Origin of the sequence: Veillonella parvula (genome assembly GCF_036456085.1) — a bacterium.
GTDB lineage: Bacteria > Bacillota > Negativicutes > Veillonellales > Veillonellaceae > Veillonella > Veillonella parvula_E.
The window spans coordinates 284517-303749 of record NZ_CP138632.1; the positions used below are offsets into that span (position 1 = coordinate 284517).

The 19233-nt window shown below is 35.4% G+C and carries 15 protein-coding genes and 1 riboswitch; of the genes, 7 read left to right on the forward strand and 8 right to left on the reverse strand.

What is annotated here, in order from left to right; translation table 11 throughout:
- The first annotated feature begins 139 nt into the window (after positions 1–139).
- Complete coding sequence (locus tag PK1910_RS01395; protein ID WP_331299206.1) at positions 140–3478, forward strand: AAA domain-containing protein; 3339 nt, start codon at positions 140–142, stop codon at positions 3476–3478.
- 204 nt (positions 3479–3682) lie between these two features.
- Here PK1910_RS01395 and PK1910_RS10315 read toward each other — a convergent pair whose 3' ends face one another.
- Positions 3683–3817, reverse strand: a complete 135-nt coding sequence (locus PK1910_RS10315; RefSeq protein WP_275946313.1) for a hypothetical protein — start codon at positions 3815–3817, stop codon at positions 3683–3685.
- 252 nt (positions 3818–4069) lie between these two features.
- Between PK1910_RS10315 and PK1910_RS01405 the strand changes: the two genes are divergently transcribed.
- Positions 4070–5956, forward strand: coding sequence for an McrB family protein (locus tag PK1910_RS01405; protein ID WP_021148301.1), 1887 nt, complete (start codon positions 4070–4072; stop codon positions 5954–5956).
- A complete protein-coding gene (locus tag PK1910_RS01410; protein WP_287511064.1) occupies positions 5931–7250 on the forward strand; it encodes a 5-methylcytosine restriction system specificity protein McrC in 1320 nt (439 codons plus the stop codon). The genes PK1910_RS01405 and PK1910_RS01410 overlap by 26 nt, the downstream gene beginning before the upstream one ends.
- A 112-nt stretch (positions 7251–7362) precedes the next feature.
- Here PK1910_RS01410 and PK1910_RS01415 read toward each other — a convergent pair whose 3' ends face one another.
- Positions 7363–8574: an L-lactate MFS transporter gene (locus PK1910_RS01415; protein WP_287511066.1), complete on the reverse strand. Its 1212-nt coding sequence runs from the start codon at positions 8572–8574 to the stop codon at positions 7363–7365.
- Positions 8575–8663: 89 nt separating this feature from the next.
- Positions 8664–8751, reverse strand: a riboswitch (ZMP/ZTP riboswitch).
- A 259-nt stretch (positions 8752–9010) separates the two neighbouring features.
- Complete coding sequence (locus PK1910_RS10320) at positions 9011–9145, reverse strand: hypothetical protein (protein ID WP_021148298.1); 135 nt, start codon at positions 9143–9145, stop codon at positions 9011–9013.
- A gap of 176 nt (positions 9146–9321) precedes the next feature.
- Here PK1910_RS10320 and PK1910_RS01425 point away from each other — a divergent pair, with 176 nt between their 5' ends.
- A complete protein-coding gene (locus tag PK1910_RS01425; RefSeq protein ID WP_287511069.1) occupies positions 9322–9918 on the forward strand; it encodes a hypothetical protein in 597 nt (198 codons plus the stop codon).
- Positions 9919–10089: 171 nt separating this feature from the next.
- Here the strand turns inward: PK1910_RS01425 and PK1910_RS01430 are convergent, their stop codons facing one another.
- Together PK1910_RS01430 and PK1910_RS01435 are read right to left on the reverse strand one after the other, a co-directional pair.
- On the reverse strand, positions 10090–10701 hold the full coding sequence (locus PK1910_RS01430; protein WP_077708533.1) for an acetate uptake transporter: 612 nt from the start codon (positions 10699–10701) through the stop codon (positions 10090–10092).
- 429 nt (positions 10702–11130) lie between these two features.
- Positions 11131–11790: an HAD family hydrolase gene (locus PK1910_RS01435; RefSeq protein WP_077708532.1), complete on the reverse strand. Its 660-nt coding sequence runs from the start codon at positions 11788–11790 to the stop codon at positions 11131–11133.
- Positions 11791–11914: 124 nt separating this feature from the next.
- Between PK1910_RS01435 and PK1910_RS01440 the strand changes: the two genes are divergently transcribed.
- Positions 11915–13258 carry a hypothetical protein gene (locus PK1910_RS01440; RefSeq protein WP_331299221.1) on the forward strand — a complete coding sequence of 448 codons (1344 nt, stop codon included), beginning with the start codon at positions 11915–11917 and terminating at the stop codon, positions 13256–13258.
- Between the two features lies 1 nt (position 13259).
- Entirely contained in the window at positions 13260–14099 is an 840-nt protein-coding gene (locus PK1910_RS01445) for a hypothetical protein (RefSeq protein WP_287511073.1), read from the forward strand.
- A gap of 150 nt (positions 14100–14249) precedes the next feature.
- Here PK1910_RS01445 and PK1910_RS01450 read toward each other — a convergent pair whose 3' ends face one another.
- Positions 14250–15557, reverse strand: coding sequence for an APC family permease (locus PK1910_RS01450; RefSeq protein ID WP_287511075.1), 1308 nt, complete (start codon positions 15555–15557; stop codon positions 14250–14252).
- A 15-nt stretch (positions 15558–15572) separates the two neighbouring features.
- Positions 15573–16313: a gamma-glutamyl-gamma-aminobutyrate hydrolase family protein gene (locus PK1910_RS01455; protein ID WP_278460629.1), complete on the reverse strand. Its 741-nt coding sequence runs from the start codon at positions 16311–16313 to the stop codon at positions 15573–15575.
- A gap of 221 nt (positions 16314–16534) precedes the next feature.
- Between PK1910_RS01455 and PK1910_RS01460 the strand changes: the two genes are divergently transcribed.
- On the forward strand, positions 16535–17578 hold the full coding sequence (locus PK1910_RS01460; protein ID WP_287511077.1) for an AEC family transporter: 1044 nt from the start codon (positions 16535–16537) through the stop codon (positions 17576–17578).
- Positions 17579–17676: 98 nt separating this feature from the next.
- On the opposite strand, the gene PK1910_RS01465 is transcribed toward PK1910_RS01460, so the two are convergent.
- Positions 17677–19233 carry a putative polysaccharide biosynthesis protein gene (locus PK1910_RS01465; RefSeq protein ID WP_119563164.1) on the reverse strand — a complete coding sequence of 519 codons (1557 nt, stop codon included), beginning with the start codon at positions 19231–19233 and terminating at the stop codon, positions 17677–17679.

The following is a 19233-nucleotide window of genomic DNA, read 5'->3' on the forward strand; positions in this document are numbered from 1 at the left end:
TATAAGAAGTTCTTATTGGGGTAATATCTTTAAGAAATAGGCTGACTTTACGGTTGGACTGTTTTTATTTGATTTTCATGAAATCTCTTTCTTCTACCTGTATAATATTTTCATTAGTCTAATGAGAGGGTAGGTATAGATGAAAGATATTGCAAAGCAAATTATAAAGTATTGGTATTCACTTGAATGTTTGCAACCGAAAGAGGTTCCTAAGTATAAAGCAATTCCTAAGAAGTATGTTAATGAGCTTGTATTTACTACTGAGAATGATACAACTACTATTTATCAACAGTCTGTAATAAAACCTTATTGGAAAAGAACAAATTCGCGTGTTTCTACGTATGTAGTCCCGTTACCAAATGATCCTTATAATTACTCTATTACTGATGAGATTAAATATTTTAAGGATGAAAAGGAATATGTTTTAGATGATGAACATGCTGTTCTGTTATGTGTAGTTAAAGGGACTGAAATATTAGAGGCTTTCATTGATAAATTAGAAATTGAATATCCTGAAAAACCATATTTAGGGAATGTGTATAGTGCATCATTTATCGTTGATGCAGATGGATACTATAAAGAGGGCAGTCTACAAATTGCTCCTTTTATTTGGGTGATTTATCAAATGATGTTTCAGCCTGATGTGGAGTTTAAAGATATTAAGTTAGATGGATGGGATGAGGTTGTTAAAGAAATCGAGGATGGTTTTAATCTTCCTGAGGAAAAGGTATCCCTTGATAAGGCTGCACGTGTGATCAATGCGTATATACAAGAGCATATCTTGGATCCTATGGGCGTTACCATGTTTCGTGCCGGTGATATTTATGGTTATTGTGGTTTTAAGGAAGAGGAAATTCAGCTTGTTAAAGCTGATACAATGCCTATTAATGATTTAAAATCTAGTTTTTTCCTTGATGATTTACAGTTGGTCTTACGGCACATTGATACATTAAAGGATGATGATAAGGTATTATCTTATATTAATAGTCTTAATCAGGATATTGAGCATTATGATTTGTTGAAAGATACTAAGCAGATGCGTAAATGGTATAATCCGAAGGTATTACCATATGGTAGATGGCCTTCAAAGTTTAACTTATCCTTTATGCAGCAAATTGCTGTTAATATTGCTAAGGAGAATCCTAAAGACGTCTTTTCTGTTAATGGGCCTCCTGGTACAGGAAAAACTACGTTATTGAAGGATATCATTGCTAGTAATATTGTTGAACGTGCTGCTAAGTTTTGTGAAAGTAATCATGTAAATGATATCTTCAAAAAGGTTGTGGGCCGAGATGGGATCTCTTTTTACTATGATATACCTAGTGATATTGCATTATATGGCATGCTGGTGCTTTCATCAAATAATAAGGCCGTTGAAAATATTACATTAGAATTGCCAAATATTTCCTCTGTGGAAGAGGGGACTAATGGGGCTACATTATTTCATCCAGATTCCTCTAATCAACAGGTTGATTTATCTTATTTTGCTAAGGATAAGAAGTATCAATTTGTTAAATCTAATGAGGTATATTTTACCTTTTTAGCAGATCGTTTAGCAGAGAGTAATGAACAATGGGGCTTAATTTCTGCGAGACTTGGTAAGAAGTCTAATATAAACACATTTATGCCAGTATTAGATGTATTATCCTCAGATATGTCCTCTATTATGCGTATGCCTAGTGCTCAAGATGCTTTTGAAAGTGCCAAGAAACAGTTTCAGGCTCAACATAATCTTGTAAAAGCATTATTTACTTATGTAACAGTCTATGAAGAGAATATTCATTTGATTCAAGAATTAAAGGGTAAAATCGATAAATTAAAAGAGGAAGTTCTTGTAATCAATGAACAATTAAGTAAGTATGATGATTTAGATGATAATTTGTTGAAGTTGATAGAGCGTAAAAATAGTATTGAGTCTAAATTAATAGAGTTGAACAGCAAACGTTCTATTATTGATAAGATTTGGAGTGCTACTAACTGGTCTATTTTAGAAGCCATGAGTAATGCTGCATTGTTATCAGTTATTGAAGACGAGACTACAAAGCTTCAAAATGTTAAAGGTGAATTAGATGCATTACACCAGTTGGTTAATGAGCGTGAATCTATAATCAATACGAAAGATGGTTTATTAGCTGATATTAAAGAGTTTGATAATACTCTTCAAAAAATAGAAGAAACACAGCAAGATATTTTAGGTACATTAAAAATTAGTACTAAAGCTTCTATACATTGCTTTGATGATATAGTATCAAAATTAATGTCACCTGATGAGGACCGAGCAGAGGCCCATACAGCGTTCTTATATATGTGCAACTACTTAAATGAATGTAGAGAGCATTTGTTATATGATGCTTTACAATTGCAAAAGGCTGTTGTTATGAGTAATGCTTTCAGAAAAAATATGCAATTACTTAGTCAGTATTGGGGCTCATTAAATGATAGGAAAAATTTACAGAAAAATTTTGACCTTGATGCCATATTCCCTGCATTAATTAATTCCTTGATGGTTGCAGTACCAGTTATTTCTTCCACCTTTGCTGCTGTGGAGAGATTTTTGATTAATTGTAAATCTGAAAGTTCGTTAGGTACAATTATTATCGATGAAGCAGGACAAGCGTCACCTCATATGCTTGTAGGGGCATTATTCCGTGCGCAAAAGGCAATAGTAGTTGGTGATCCTAAACAGATTGAACCGGTACAAACTGTACAGGATTTGTTTGTCGAAAAAATTGGTGGCGAAGGTATTGGTAAATATCGGACTAAAGAGTTATCTGTACAAAGTTTAGCTGATGCACAAAATTCATTTGCAGGCATTATCAAAAATCTTGATGGTTCTGAATCTTGGGTTGGTTGTCCACTCGTTATTCATAGACGCTGTAAGGATCCTATGTTTACAGTAGCTAATGATTTATCCTATGGTGGCTTTATGATTAATAAGACTCTGGATACTAAAGAGACTATTGATTTATGCAAAGAGAGCTGTTGGATAACATATGATGCAAGTAATATTGAATCTACTACTGGTAAAGATAGATATATACAAGTACAAGGTCAAATTGCTTTTGAATTGATTCAAAAGTTACGAGCAAGAAATACCAAATTTAAAGATATTTTTATCATTACACCATTTACCAGTGTGGCATATGGTTTTAAAAAGTATATGGAATCCCTTAGTAATGATATTGTGAATTGGACTAAAGAGGATAATAAGAAAGACTGGTTAGATGATAATATCGGTACGGTTCATACCTTCCAAGGTAAAGAAGCTAAAGTCGTTATTTATATGTTAGGCTGTCAAAGCGATGGCGCTGCTAATGGAGCTATTAAATGGGTTAACGCCAATAATGTAAATGTAGCCTTTACTAGAGCAAAAGAATATATCTATGTTATTGGTGATGCTACTAAATGGGCAGAACTTAATAAAAACCTTGCCTTCGCACAAAGATACTTACCTATTTATACCTTAGAGGATTTATAAGCGAGTAAATTGTGATCTTACTAACAAAATAAGGAAAGAAATCCTTAGATTTCTTTCCTTGTTTTAATATGATATAATTTATATCAAAGTGAGGCATAAATGGTTTCGACGCCAGACTTCGCTTCTAAAGTAAATATTTGAAGAAACGGTCTGACTTCTATGTCGGGCCTTTTTTCATACCACTATTAGAAAGCTAGCTTTCAGCTAGAGGTCAATCACTTTGCTGCCATGATAATGGTCGCTACAAGTATGCCAAAGGAAATCATGAGTGATAACACTTTGAATGTACTCATATTGATCACCGCCAATCTCTAGAAGATTAGCAAAGATTGGACCCATTTAGAGGCCTCAAATTCAATATAGTGCTGTCAATAATAAAAGTAAATAGATTAGAGGTTCCTAATAGTCACCTAGGTGACTATTAGGAACCTCTTTCGTTTAGTAACACTATTAGATGTGTTGTATTTTAATATATTACTAGAGTTACTTATTTATTTTAATGTAACTTTGCAGTAAAATGAAAATATAATGAATGAGTGTTTAATGAAGAATATATTTTAAAATATGCTTTATATTATGGGGAGGTATTTTATGTCTACAGAAAATACTATAAAGGAGAAGTTTATACTTACAATAACTGCCAACACAGTTATATCTACTGATTCACGATTCGATATTAATAATCTTGGCTTAGGAGATTATTACAAAACGTTAGATGTGAAATTTGAGAATAGTAATGGGGAGATAATCACACGTAACTATAATAAAGGCGAACGAAAAAACTCGAATCAAACTTTGCCTAGATTAGCATTTCAAATATTTGAAAAAGAAATTGTTAATTTATCTGCAGAAGAAAAAGAAATGTTTCCTGTCTGTAAATATAATCCAGATAGTGAACTAAAGCATGGGATTTACTCGAGTGTTGCATCCTTTAAACGCTATCGCAATTCCATTGAATATATGAAATATTCCTATGGAGAGGGTAGATTATTTGTCATTTATTGTTGGAACTTATTTTCTACTATTATTTTTGTTCAAGAGTGTTTAAAGCGTTTTGGCCAAGAAGGAGATAAATTTATACTTACTTATCGGGACAAAGATAGTATAGAAAGTGAAGAGAACACAATTGAAGCTACGGTTCAAGAAGAATTGGAAAAACCAATTAAAGAATATAGAAATCCATATTCACGTAAGCTCATCGAGTCTAAAAATATAATTTTTAGAGGCGCTCCTGGCACAGGAAAAACCTATTTAGCTAAGCAAATAGCTGCAGATATAATTAGTGATGGCTATTATGATAATTACGAATTGCTTAGTGATGAACAAAAGCAGCAAATTGAGTTTGTTCAATTTCATCCAAGTTACGATTATTCCGATTTTGTTGAAGGCTTACGTCCAAGAATTAATGAGGGGGTAATGCTTTTTGAATTACAAGATGGAATTTTTAAAAAATTTGTAGCTAAAGCAAGAGCAAATTATGAGAACTCCCAAAAAACACCTGAAATTATCGCTAAAGAGATCGAAGTACAAGAGGATATTACTTCCTTTTTAGATGAGGTAGAGTTTGGGGTTGATCAATTTCAGACTATGAAGGGAAGTACTTTTTATATATCAAGTATAGATGGAAAGTATATTTATATTACGATACCAGAGAATAATATCGTAAATAAACTATCTATTAATATAGTTGACATTAAAAAAATGCTTGAGTCTGGAGTAGATTTTAAAAAGGTTAAAGATATATCAACATTCTTTGGTAAAACATTTAATGTTCAGGTATATTCTTATTATTTTGCTATCTTTCAAGCTATTAAAAAAAGTAGAAAAGCACGAATTAAACCAACTGTAGAATCCGAAAAACTTAAGAAATATATTTTTATAATTGATGAAATTAATCGTGGGGAAATTTCAAAAATCTTTGGTGAGTTATTCTTTGCTATTGACCCAGGCTATCGTGGTAGAGCAGGAGCGATATCTACTCAATATTCCACTATGAGTTCTAATGAAGAGAAATTCTATATCCCTGAAAATGTTTATATTATTGGGACTATGAATGATATAGATCGCTCTGTTGATAGTTTTGATTTTGCAATGAGACGGCGTTTCCGATTTATTGAAATTAAAGCTGATTCTACTACAGATATGTTAGATGGGTTAACTAACATTAATATAAATTTAGATAGTTTAGAAAATGACACTTTGAAAGAAGACGCTCTGAATCGAATGGAACGTCTTAATAAAGCTATCGTTGAAGTTGAAGGGCTAAATGAAAATTACCAAATTGGTGCAGCTTACTTTTTAAAACTAAAAACATTGGATTTTAATCAATTATGGGAAGACTATTTACAGCCATTATTACAAGAGTATATCCAAGGTCTATATAATGAAGCTGAAATAATGACAACCTTTGCTAAAGCATATGGTTATAAAGAGGATAAAATAGGAGATGGCAATGGAACCTTTGAAAATAAAGGATAATACTTCTTATAACTCCTCTATTATGTTAAATTGCAAAAATCTTACTAACTGTATATTGAATAAAACGTTACACCAACTTGAGCATGAGGGACTTTTTATCTTTCCTCGTTATATAAATAACTCCGAAGATCTGACAAGAGATCAATTGGTTTTACAAACTATTAATAATTCTATACGCACTGGAAATGTTATGGGGGTTGTAGGCCATGGTACGGAGCGTTTAATTATTGAATCTCGCTTTAGTAATAATAGAAACGATTATTTTTTTAAGTATTTGTTGAAGAGAGTACTCGACTTACCTAATATTGTAGATTTAGAAACTGATGCAAATAAAGACAAACAGTTATTTAACCTTCTACTATTCATGTTTCCTCAATATTTAAGAGCTGCTATGCGGAAAGGGCTTTATAAAGAGTATATTAATAGGAAGAGTAATGATTCGAATATAAAAGGTATAATCGATATTCCTCGACATATTAATAAAAACACGCCTTTTATAGGTAAAATTGCTTATAATGAAAGATTATTTTCATATGATAATTCGCTAATCCAGCTTGTAAGGCATACAATTGAAGTTATTAAAGGTATCCAAGTCGGCCATAATATATTGTTTAATATAAAGGATGAAGTAAAGCTAATTGTTAATGCGACACCAACATATGAAATCTATGATCGACAAGCCATTATAAAAAGTAATGAAAGGAATATCGTTCGTCACGCTTATTATAAAGAGTACGCCGCATTACAAAGATTATGTTTAATGATTTTACGGTATCAAAAACATGAGTTTGGTTTTAATAGTCAGAAAATCTTTGGCATCCTTTTTGATGGTGCTTGGTTATGGGAAGAATATATAAATATTTTAGTTAGTGATATTTTTTACCATCCTATGAATAAATCCCAAAGAGAAGCACAATATTTGTTTAATAATGAGGGAAGAATATACCCAGACTTTATTAGTAGAGTTGATAAGCCACGGGTTATTGCGGATGCAAAGTATAAACCTATAAAAAATATTAAGAACAAAGATTATCTACAGGTATTAGCCTATATGTACAGATTTGATGCCAAAAAAGGATATTATTTTTATCCTGATATTAACCATCAGGAGTCATTCCAGTTAAAGCTAAATAGCGGATCTACCTATGAAAAAAATGTTATGGGCCGTAATGATATTAGTATTATAAAACTCGGGCTGGAGATACCTCAGGGGTGTAATGATTACTATGACTTCGTGGACGAAATTCAACTAAATGAAGAGAGATTTATTAATAATCTTAAGGCGATACTATAATAGTATTCATTACGAATGTAAATTAAATTGGATTTGCTAATAATCATATATGATTATTGAAAAAACGGTCTGACTTCTATGTCAGACCGTTTTTTATATTAAATAGTAAGTATCAGTTATGCAGTCCTCGCTTGCCGTATATTTTTAAGATTATAGCAATAATTGTATTTAATACGAATAGAAGAGCAAAGCATAATAAGGCTGTAGTATAGCCATATCCGGCTTCGTGAAAGTATGATACGAGCATAGGTCCAGCAATACCTGCTAATCCCCAAGCGGTTAGGATACGGCCGTGAATAGTAGAAAGCTGGCGTATGCCATAGAGATCCGCAAGATAAGCTGGCATACAGGAGAAGCCGCCGCCATAGCAGGTGATAATAAGAAGGATTAAAATTTGGAATGTTAAAACACTATTTGTTTCGGCGAGTAAATAGAATGCGATGATTTGTATAATAAAGAATAGTATGTAAGTTTGTGCTCGCCCAAGGTAATCAGAGATAGTAGACCATGCAATGCGCCCACCGCCATTGAAGATACCGATGATACCAACCAGTGATGCAGCTGCTGTAGGTGTCATACCAATGGCTTCTTGCGCCATAGGGGAGGCTAAGGATAGTAGGCCTATACCACAGGTAATATTAATAAAGAATACCCACCAAAGGGCCCCGAATTGCCAAGTTTTCATGGCATCATTGGCTAGCATGCCATGGGTATGAACGTACATGGTGGATTTATCTTTCGTAGTTCGAGTTGGGTGTTTTGGTTGAGGTGCTTTCAAATATAGCGAAGAGGCGCTCATAATTACGAGATAGATTACACCGAGGATAATGAAAGTATCCACCAATCCAACCTGAGCTACAAGGTATTGCATAAGAGGCCCTGCAATGAGAGAAGCAAACCCAAAACCCATAATAGCTAAACCAGTAGCAAATCCTGGGCGATTTGGAAAGTATTTCACGAGTGTAGAAACTGGTGTTATATAACCAATGCCTAGTCCAATGCCACCGATGATGCCGTAGAAGAGATAGAGTAAGGTAAGATTGTGTATGCTAAGTGCATAGGCCGTACCCAATAATCCGGTTACCCAGAATAACATAGCGAGAAGTCCACTTTTCTTAGGACCAATTTTTTCTGCAAAGGATCCAAGAAAGCCCGCAGATAGTCCGAGTATTAAAATGGCTAATGAGAATGTCCATGTTGTTTGCGATAAAGTAAAACCCATATCTGCCATAATAGGACGTGTGAGTACGCTCCATGCATATACGCTACCAATGGATATGTGCAGACCAATGGCTGCTAATGCAATAAACCAACGATTTCTCATAAGAAAACTCCTTTCATATAGGTGAGATATTCAGATATAGATAAAGAAGCATTTGTTACGGGAAGGCAATAAAAAAGACCATCTGAACAAAAGCTTGCCCAGACGGTCGGCTATTACACGATGTGTGCTACTGTGCATGTAGTTAATTCTACGTATCCGTCAGCCCAGTAGGAATATATTACAAATATAGCAATTGAAAGGACATCTTGTCGGTGATATAAGTCACTATCGTATGCACTATAAGGCTTTATAAAAGAAAAGAAGGAAAGAAACAATTCGATTCCTTTCTGTGTTTAGATATGATATAATTTATATAAAAGTGAGGCATAAATGGTTTCGACGCCAGACTTCGCTTCTAGAATTTAATGTTGAAGAAACGGTCTGACTCTCAATGTCGGGCCTTTTTTCATACCACGATTAGAAAGCTAGCTTTTAGCTAGAGGTCAATCACTTTGCTGCCATGATAATGGTCGCCACAAGTATGCCAAAGGAAATCATGAGCGATAACACTTTGAATGTACTCATATTGATCACCGCCAATCTCTAGAAGATTAGCAAAGGCTGGACCCATTTAGAGGCCTCAAGTTCAATATAGTGTTGTGAATAATAAAAGTAAATAGATTAGAGGTTCCTAATAGTCACCTAGGTGACCAATAGGAACCTCTTTCGTTTTGTAATTACTATCATAAAAACGAATTAACTATGTTACAATACAATTAATATTAGTGTTTAGTGGGGGAGATATTTATGAAACGTTGTATTACATTACTAAATTTAGGTTTGTGTTTAGCGGCACCAATGCTTTCAAACGCTAACGATATTAGACCTCTAATACATGTTACGAATATACATAATGGTCAATATGATGAGGGTTTAGATGCTATTACAGAAACCAAGTTTTTTGGTCCGTATCAGTTCCGTGTATTGAAGGGCTCTGTGGAGACTAAAGGGGAAACTAAAGATATAGATGGCAGAGCCTTTAGAACCTCTGATGGTGTCTTCATGCATGTGAAGGCTAGATCTATCGATAATACAAGTATTTCTTTAGATAAAGAGATTGAAAAAATTGTTAAAGATAGAACGGTTCCTGAACCTACTGCAAAGATGGTATTGCCTATTAAGTATGATGTAACAGAGGTCGATAATGATGGTGTGCGTAGTTTACTAGCCGAATTTATGTATGGCTGGCCATTACATAATAGGACGGATATGGTATTAGTTACTGATTATGAAGATACTCGTTACTATTATAAGTTGCAGTTTTATAGAGACAAGCTACCAAATGGTGTTCGCATTGAGCAGTTGCGCCAGATGATTATGGATGCGCGGTTTAGTTATAAATAAGGTGTATTTGATCAGACGCCCATATTTGTTTATCCTAATGTATTTAGTCAGTCTGTAATATTTAGCTGAACGGGTATAGTAAAAGTAAATTAAAAAGAGGTTCCTATGAGTCAACTTGTGACCATTAGGAACCTCTTTTATTGTGCAAGAGTTTATATAGTTTTCAAACTATTATAATATGCTTTTACCTAAAGGAAATATAGTTTTACCGAATACTTTGTTAACAAGTACAGCACCAGAACCGTAGAAGCCCAAGAGGGATATGAATAGTTCAGACCATGCTGCAAGAGCGAAGAAGCCTGTTTTGCCGCCTAAGAATAGGTCTGTTGCTAGACCGAAGAATAGGAAGCAGATAAGTAGCATTATAGCGAATACAACTTTGTTTGTTTTCAAAGATGCAATAGTACCAAAGATAGAGAAGATTAAAAAGCCTACAAAAGCGAATGCTAATTGTGTTACATCGAAACCTTTTTGAATTTCAGGACCGAAAGACCCCATTTGGATTAACCAAACACCAGCCATTGCAGACCAAAATAAACCGTACGCACCAAATACAACGGATCCAAATGGATTGTTTTTCTTGAAATCAAAATAGCTTGCCATTAATTGGGCCAATGAACCTAATAAAACAGCCCAAGGTATAATAACGGATGTTGTTGGGCCAGACCAGCCTACGCGGGACGTGGATACCACAAAACATACAATAGCTAAACCTAGTAGACCAAGACCTGTAGGATCTGCTACATTTTCACTCATTTCAACTTTTCTTACTTCCTTTTCCATTTGTTCCTCATTTCTCTGTCAACTAACTACAACCATACAGTAGAATATTCACATGGTATTGTGCGGTCATATCCTGTTTAATATACTCTCTATTGAATTGACGGCGTATCTATGTGAAAGCACTGCCCCATAAATGTAACATATATCACATTTTTGAGGCAATAGATTTGAAATAGGAGCTATGCGTAAAATGTATAATGTGAAAAATGAAATAAAATTGAGCAAATAAAAGAAAAACCGTACAAGATGAGAATTTTAAGATTTTAATTCCCAATTTTGTACGATTTTAAATTATAAATCTCTTATTTATATGAATTTGCTATAGATTATTGACAAGAATTTAGAATATGTCAATGACTATACTCAATATATGAGTAGTATCTTGAATATGGCTAATCCTATCATAAGGTCCATGAGTAGGTGTATATATTATTTATTCAAGGTTTCAACAATGCTTAGAATATCTTCTGCTTTACGAGCAATATGTGTTACGCCTAGTTCTTGATGGAGCGATTCCTCTCTAAAGCCCCATGTAACACCAATGCAAAGTAGGCCGGAGTTTTCTGCAGTAGCTACGTCAACTTCAGAGTCACCTACATAAATAGATTCGTCCGATGTAGAGTTTAGTTCTTTTAACGCTTGTAACACCATGTCTGGAGCAGGTTTACGTTGTAATCCTGGCCGTTCACCAATGGCAACAGGCAAACGATCGCCAAAGTACTCTTTATTAAGTGGTGTTACACCTTCTTGGATTTTGTTAGATACGATAGCTAATTTATAACCTTGTTCACGCAATACATCAAGCATATCTAGGATGCCTGGGTAGGGAGCTGTTGTATCTTTTAGATGCTCACCATAGTAAGCTTTGAATTCCTCAATGTATGGCTCTAATTCGTTATCTGCTACAGAACTTGGTAAACATTGACGCATCAAATAGGTTACTGCATTACCCAGAGCTGCCTTTATCTCTGCTAGAGATTTTTCAGGGAAGTTATGTGTACGTAGAACATGATTTACGGCGTTGGCTAAATCTGTAGCTGTATTGAGCAATGTGCCGTCGCAATCAAAAACGATGGTAGTATATTTCATAGGGACCTCCAAATGTAATTATTAACTATTCTATTATATGACAGGCGGAGAAAATTTTCATAAAAAATTGGACTATGTTACAATTAACGTACTATAGTTGGGAATTTTAAAATTGGAGAGATAAATGATTCGTAAAACAATAGTATTTTCAGTATATATCAGCTTAATTACTGGTTTAGTAGGGGCTGTTGATGTTAATATTCCCGGTGCGGATAATAGAATTTCTGCAAATGCTTATGAAAGTTATATACATCATGATTCCTTAATTAGAAATATACAAGAGGAAGCCTTGAGAGACTTTCAAAAGAGTAAACAGTATGATAAAACTAAGCAGCTATATAGAGATAATGGCCTATCTGAAAAAGAGGCTGAAACAGTCATTCGAGAAAGTTATGTAGGTCCCCTTAATCTGTATGAGGGGCAAACAGAGGTTATTGATCATAGTGGAAAAGGGATTCGTTTCCTTGTACCTTATATGAGTTATTATAAAGTGCAGAAACATAATATAACTGATAAATATATAGGGTATGAACTTTTCTCTCATAATATGACAACAGGCTTAATAGTTGAAAATAAGCAGAATTGGCAAAGTTCTGATTATATGGGAAAGCCATTTAATTCGATCACGGAAGAGGATTTACGTAAAGATTATAAACGACCTACAAACATAAAAGAGTTTGAATCGATTTCTTATAAACCAGAAGATATTCACGGAGCGAGTTTTTCTTATGCTGGTTTAATGGATAGCTATTGGGATTCTTTGTATGGCAAAATTAAGAAAAATAATAAAGCTCAATTTTACTCTAATTTAAACTTTGCTTTTGATAATGATTCGACTATTCGATATCATGTAGGTATAACTGAAGCTAAGCGGGATATGGGGCAGGTAATTAGTCCCATACTGGTTAATTATGTGTTACCATCTATTAAACCTTTAACAGATAGCAATGTATATTCTCATACAACAAAAATAGACGGTGAAAATTTTATTTATCGTATTCTTAATGATGCAAAAGTTAGTGCTACTTTAGCAGATTTTAAAAGTGGTTTATTTTATAAAAGTCCTTCTGGTATAACACAAACTATCTTTATAGATTCCATAGCTAAGGAGCGTGGAACTGATTCTATTGCGCTAGCTAGCTTTATGGATGAGGTGATTATGAATGCAGTCCAATCGCCTGAAGACTTTGTCCATTTCTCTAAACGCATTGTATGGAATGATGGTGTACCAGGTATTTTAGTGGAACAAGAGAAAGCTAATAAAGAGGGTATAATGGTATTTTATATTCAGGATGGAACGACAGCTTTAACTAGTATATTGACTTATAATAGAAATATGTCTTATACTAAAGAACAACTTCGTAATATGATAACTGATGTTAAGTTAGTTACTATTCCTGAGAAATTCAAGGGCAATGTTGATCTTGCTAATATTGAAGATATAGTTAAAAAAGATTTGGAGAAATAGTATGACTGAAATACAAGCTCTTTTATTGATAAAATCTATTCTCGAATCCGCAGATATTCACGGTATTGAACATATGTTAAGTGAAGATTGTGAGTATATGTCTACAGGTCGTGGTATTATTGGGCGAAACCGCAATGAAACTGTTGAGTTTTTGTCCTCTATGACTGAGTCCATCAAGGCTGATAATGTGCCTGTTACGTGCAAGGTCATGCATATTACCGATGTGTATGAGGAGGATGCGCTATTTCACGAGGGTCGTCATGGTTTAACCGTTTCCTATGAAAACAACGATAATTACGTGTATATGATTTTTGTAGATGTAAATGATAAAGGCCTTGTAGATCGTATCGTTTCAAGCCAAGAAAATTATAGTATTGAGTATGATGATCTTCGTTTTGGCGCTGATGAAAGCGAATATGCTTTTATTTCTGCACCAGCTACTGTGAAAGACTGGATTACAGCCCTTAGCATGTGGTTAGAAACGGCAAATGTAGATATTGATGATTTCTATCAATATATCGATGAAGATACGCGTGTTGTATTCCAAAAGGGTGATGCTGAATCTATTACCCTTGAAAGCGGTCTTGATGTAGAGGATTACTTTGATCAATTAATGAACCAACACTTTGATGCAGTGCCTCATATTATTCGCGATGAAGAAGATGGATTAATCTTAACCTACGGCCCTATGAGTGCCATTGCTACCCTCAATGAAGAAGGTGCACTAGTACTTATCAGTATTTATATCGATACACGCGATGAAGATGAAGCGACTGATGAGGTTGGTTATATCGAAGAGGACTTAACGAAGGAAACTATTATTGAAGAGGATCTATATTAGTCGATACTACTCATTTGATATATCTAATTTAATTACGATTAATAGATAAAATAAAAACTACCAGTTAAACATATATCTTTTAAATAGACCTTCTACTATGGAAGGATAAGCCACTAGATATTATGAATAACTGGTAGTTTTTTGTATTATTTATATTTCGTCATGGTCTTTAATGAGCCCAGCTTTTTTCTTTTTCCAGTAGGAGTAGTAGAATGGCAAGATTACGATACAGCCACCTAGACCCCATAATAATTGGTTAGTTTGAGCTTGTGCTAACATCCATAGGGATGTGCCGATAGCAATGACTGGGATTAAATAGCCACCAGGGATTGTATAAGACCGAGCTTTGTCAGCCCATTTACGACGGAAGATAATGACAGCTAAACACGTTGGTAGATATTGTGTAAAACGAGATACCGCACTAATGGCTGCTAGTGTTGTAAAGGAACCAGACCATGCAAGTAATACACTGGCAATGGCAGTAACAATCGCTGCTACATATGGTGCATTGTAACGATTGCGTTTTGCTAAAGCACTTGGTAGCATACCATCTTCCGCCATGGATGTTGCCACACGAGGCGCATAGTAAGCTTCAGCAAAGTTGATACCGCCCATAGAGATTAAGGTACCTACTAATACGATATACATGCCAATAGGACCAACGATCACATTGAATGCATCTTGTACTGGAGCCTTAGCATTTGCTAAATCTGTACCAAGTACACCAATAGATACAGCAAGGATTGCCATATACAGAACGGATACGAGAAGCATACACATGATAATAGCACGTGGTAAGTTCTTTTTAGGATTTTTCATATCTTCTGCAGCAATGGCAATGACTTCAAACCCTGTATAGGCAAAGAATAGAAGAACCGCTGCTTGAGCAAATGATCCATCTACATAGATGTCTTGAGGAAAGACTGGTGTAAAGTTAGCACCATTTATAAAGAAAATACCAATTGCAATAAATAGGGCAAGAGGGACTAGCTTAGAAATAGTGATTAAGTTGTTAACGAATTTGGATACGTTAACACCAAATATATTTACAATGGTAAGACCTACAATTAAGATAAATGAAATGACGTCCTTTGCAAAATCACCACTTAAAGCTGGTACTGCAGCACCTAATGCTGTAGCAAAGCCAACGGCCATAGCCGCCCAGGCAATAACGGTGACGATCCATTTTAGAACGCCTACTTCAAAGGCCCAGAAATCACCTAATGCATGTTTTGCATATAGATAAGGACCGCCATTACGTGTAAATAGGCTAGCTGCTTCAGCAAAACAAAGGGCGATGCAGCCAGCGATAACGGCGTCAAATAAGAGTACACCTAAGCTAGCGGAACCAATTATGGAATATGCTTTATTTGGCAGTAGGAAAATACCTGTCCCTACAATACCATTGATGCCAAGGAGTACAATACTCCAAAAGCCAAATTTTCCTGTTTCTTTCATGATACAATCTTCCTACTATTTAGTTATATTTTCTTGAGCTGCTTTTACGAATGCAGTAAATAAACGTTTTGCATTTTCATCATTTGTAGACATCATTTCTGGGTGGAACTGACAGGCTACTAACCAAGGATAGGCTGGATCCTCTAAACCTTCAACAGTACCATCCTTAGCTCTTGCTACAACCTGTAATCCCTTACCAACATTTTTTACTGTTTGGTGATGATGGGAGTTCGTAATCCAAGTATTGCAACCTATAGCACTAGCTAGTTTTGATTTTGATTCAATATCTACCGTATGAGTGCCAAGAGAAGGCGTTTGATTCTGAGAGTGTTTTATTGTACAGTTTTGATCATATTTTAAGTCTTGGAATAAAGAACCACCACGATATACATTTAAGATTTGTAAGCCACGACAGATACAAAAGATGGGAATTTGTTTTTCTTCTGCTGCTTTGATTAAAGCAAAGTCGAATTGATCGCGCTCCGGAAATACATCGCCAAGACCTTGCAAAGGTTCTTCTCCATAGTGAAGAGGGTATACATCATGACCGCCGGATAATAACAAGCCGTCAAGCTTTGCTACCGTTTCGCGAGCTACATCAAGATTTTGGGTAAATGGAATTATAACAGGAATGCCACCAGTTTCCTCAATAGAACGAGGATAGTCTTGGTTTACGTAAGAACGCAATAAATCTACGTAAGGACCACCATTATCTCGTAAGATATTGCCAGATATGCCAATAAATGGTTTCGTCATAATATCACCTCATATGTGTAAAAATCTGTACAACCTGATGTTAGTGTATCAGATTTTTATGGATAAAAACACTACTAATAGCTATAATTATAAGACTTATAATAGAGAAAATATGTTAAAGTTGATACATTTTACTATATTTTCTTTCAAGATATAGTTGTATAAGTTTATTGCGAAACATGATATGATAAACTACGAATGAACTGTACGGGAGGTTTACTATGGTTTTTCTAACATCTTTGCAAAGTATCATACCTATTGTGCTACTTATTTTGTTAGGATATATATTAAAAGGGCGGGGCATGTTTAACCCCACCTTTAGTGGTAATTTATCGCGATTTATCATGTCGGTTGCATTACCAGCGGGAGTATTTGTATCTGTATTACATCACCTACATACTTCAGATATATGGAATTTACGATATGGCATGTTAGTAGTTGTCCTAACATATATTATTGCATATATCGTAGCGTTCATTATGATGAAAATGTTGAAAGTTCCTAAAGGACGACGTGGTATTTTCATCAATATGGTAGTAAATGATAACTGCTTGTTTATTGGGTTACCAGTGCAAATTGCACTCTTTGGACAAGAGGCGTTGCCGTATTTTTTGTTATATTACATCGGTAACACTATTTCCGTATGGATGGTAGGGGTATTCCTCATAGAACTAGATCCACTGCCAAATTCTGAAGTAGATTTTAATAATGACACCCATAAGATTGATAGTATACATAATAGTTCAGTATTTACTGAAGGTAAAAGCAAGAAGCCTAAATTTGATTGGAAGAAGTTATTACCACCACCTTTGATAGGTTTTTTTGTGGCATTAATCTTCTTATTCTTTGAAATTCCTTTACTTCCAATTTTGCATACTACCTTGAATTACTTAGGTGATATGGTAACCCCATTATCCTTGATTTATATAGGTATTGTACTTCATGATGCGGGCTTAAAAAGCATGCGTTTAAATAAAGACTCCATCGGTGGGATTATAGGACGCTTTGTCATTTCCCCGATTATTATGTTCTGTTTGATTACGGCTTTACAATATGGAGCAGGCATTGTTCTAGAACCAATTGCAATCATTACCTTTGTTGTACAATCAGCAGGACCTGTTATTGCAGTATTGCCAATTGTAGCGAATGAATCAAAAGCTGATTTGCCATTTGCTACAGGTCTAGTCATGATTAGTACCATACTATTTGTTGTAGTAATTCCAATCATAATGGAAATTTTAACAATGATAGGTATACAGGCTTAAAATAAGGAGAAGATTAAAATAAGTAAATAAAAAATAGGTTCCTAATGGTCATATAGGTGACTATTAGGAACCTATTTTTATGTAAGTATATACAGCTCTTATCTAAAGAATCTACCAACGAGTGGCATGCTTGCACCATCGTTTTTATTAAGGCCTTTTAAAAGAACCATGATAATTACGTACAGTAGTAACCCTTCAATACCAGTGAGTATAAAGTTAGCCCACATTGGTAAGATACCTGTTAAATAGTGGTAACTCATGAAAATGAGTACGCCCATAACACCGGCACTGACCACGTTTTTCCAAAGAAGGGAAATATCAAGGAAGTAGCCTGTGTACTTTTTGATATAAATCAAGTTGAGTAACGCCGCAAAGCCTATATCAGCAACGGTTGCCCAGGCGGCACCGCCGATGCCCAGCCAAGGAATAGCAGTCAGTGTCCAGTTAAGGATAACCTTGATTATGAGGGAAATCCCCATATTTATGACTGGAATACGTGGCCTGTTGAGACCTTGTAAGATACCTGTTGTTACTTGATGTACACCTAGGAAGAATATCGAGAACGCCGTGATCTGCGTTGCTAGTTCTGCCTTAGGCGCATTGTAAATCAGTGTAACGGTGGGGGCAGCAAGTACATACAATAGCACTGTAAATGGTACGGTTGCCATAAATGTTAGTCGCATAGAACCTGCAGTGCGATCATATATACCTTGATGATCGCGTTTTGCAAAGGCATGAGAGATAGCTGGTACAATGCTTGTCGCAAGGGCTGCGGTAATGATGGTAGCCAAGTTGATGAGCGGTACCGCCATCCCAGTAAGGTAACCGAAGAGTTCTGTTACTTCGTTCATCGGGAATCCAGCATCTAATAAGCGACGTGGTACGATAAGTAAATCGAGATTCGCCGTCAACGGTAACATGATACTTGCTAAGGAAATTGGTATGGACAATGTTAAGAGTCGTGACAAAATTTCTTTAGCTGATTCACGAGGACCATCGTAACTTTCACCAGTACTACTAGCCTTAGGTAATTTGTAGTAATAATACAACAGCACCAGGAAGGCCCCAAAAGCACCTACACCTGCACCCAAGCTAGCGCCACCTGCTGCGGCTGGTAAACCGTAAGGTAATAAAATAGCAGCAGCACCGAGCATAACGATAACCCGTAGTAATTGTTCTACAATTTGGCTAATCGCCGTGGGCGTCATCATTTCATAGCCTTGGATATACCCGCGGAAACAGGAAATCCATGTTACAAAGAATACTGCCGGAGCGAGCGCGATGATAGAGTAGTAGGCACGGCTTTCAGCAATGAGACCACTAGAGATTAACCAATCTGCACCAAAGTACATGGCAAGACTGGCGATAAAACCTGTTATAGTCAACATTGTAAAAGAAATATTGAATACTCTCTTAGCACCACCAAAGTCGTGTAAGGCTAATCGTTCTGCCGTCAAAATAGAGATGGCAATCGGCACACCTGCGCTCGAAATTTGTAATAGTAACAAATAGATAGGAAAGGCCATCTGGTAGATACCGATGCCTTCACCACCCAAGATGCGAGATAGAAGAATCCAGTTGATACTACCGATGGCTTTCACTACGAAACCGGCAATTGTTAAAATTAAGGTTCCTTTTAAAAATCCACTAGCCAT

Coding starts and splice junctions, on each gene's coding strand:
- PK1910_RS01395 (WP_331299206.1), top strand. CDS start 140: ATGAAAGATATTGCAAAGCAAATTATAAAGTATTGGTATTCACTTGAA.
- PK1910_RS10315 (WP_275946313.1), bottom strand. CDS start 3,817: ATGGGTCCAATCTTTGCTAATCTTCTAGAGATTGGCGGTGATCAATAT.
- PK1910_RS01405 (WP_021148301.1), top strand. CDS start 4,070: ATGTCTACAGAAAATACTATAAAGGAGAAGTTTATACTTACAATAACT.
- PK1910_RS01410 (WP_287511064.1), top strand. CDS start 5,931: ATGGAACCTTTGAAAATAAAGGATAATACTTCTTATAACTCCTCTATT.
- PK1910_RS01415 (WP_287511066.1), bottom strand. CDS start 8,574: ATGAGAAATCGTTGGTTTATTGCATTAGCAGCCATTGGTCTGCACATA.
- PK1910_RS10320 (WP_021148298.1), bottom strand. CDS start 9,145: ATGGGTCCAGCCTTTGCTAATCTTCTAGAGATTGGCGGTGATCAATAT.
- PK1910_RS01425 (WP_287511069.1), top strand. CDS start 9,322: ATGAAACGTTGTATTACATTACTAAATTTAGGTTTGTGTTTAGCGGCA.
- PK1910_RS01430 (WP_077708533.1), bottom strand. CDS start 10,701: ATGGAAAAGGAAGTAAGAAAAGTTGAAATGAGTGAAAATGTAGCAGAT.
- PK1910_RS01435 (WP_077708532.1), bottom strand. CDS start 11,790: ATGAAATATACTACCATCGTTTTTGATTGCGACGGCACATTGCTCAAT.
- PK1910_RS01440 (WP_331299221.1), top strand. CDS start 11,915: ATGATTCGTAAAACAATAGTATTTTCAGTATATATCAGCTTAATTACT.
- PK1910_RS01445 (WP_287511073.1), top strand. CDS start 13,260: ATGACTGAAATACAAGCTCTTTTATTGATAAAATCTATTCTCGAATCC.
- PK1910_RS01450 (WP_287511075.1), bottom strand. CDS start 15,557: ATGAAAGAAACAGGAAAATTTGGCTTTTGGAGTATTGTACTCCTTGGC.
- PK1910_RS01455 (WP_278460629.1), bottom strand. CDS start 16,313: ATGACGAAACCATTTATTGGCATATCTGGCAATATCTTACGAGATAAT.
- PK1910_RS01460 (WP_287511077.1), top strand. CDS start 16,535: ATGGTTTTTCTAACATCTTTGCAAAGTATCATACCTATTGTGCTACTT.
- PK1910_RS01465 (WP_119563164.1), bottom strand. CDS start 19,233: ATGGCTAGTGGATTTTTAAAAGGAACCTTAATTTTAACAATTGCCGGT.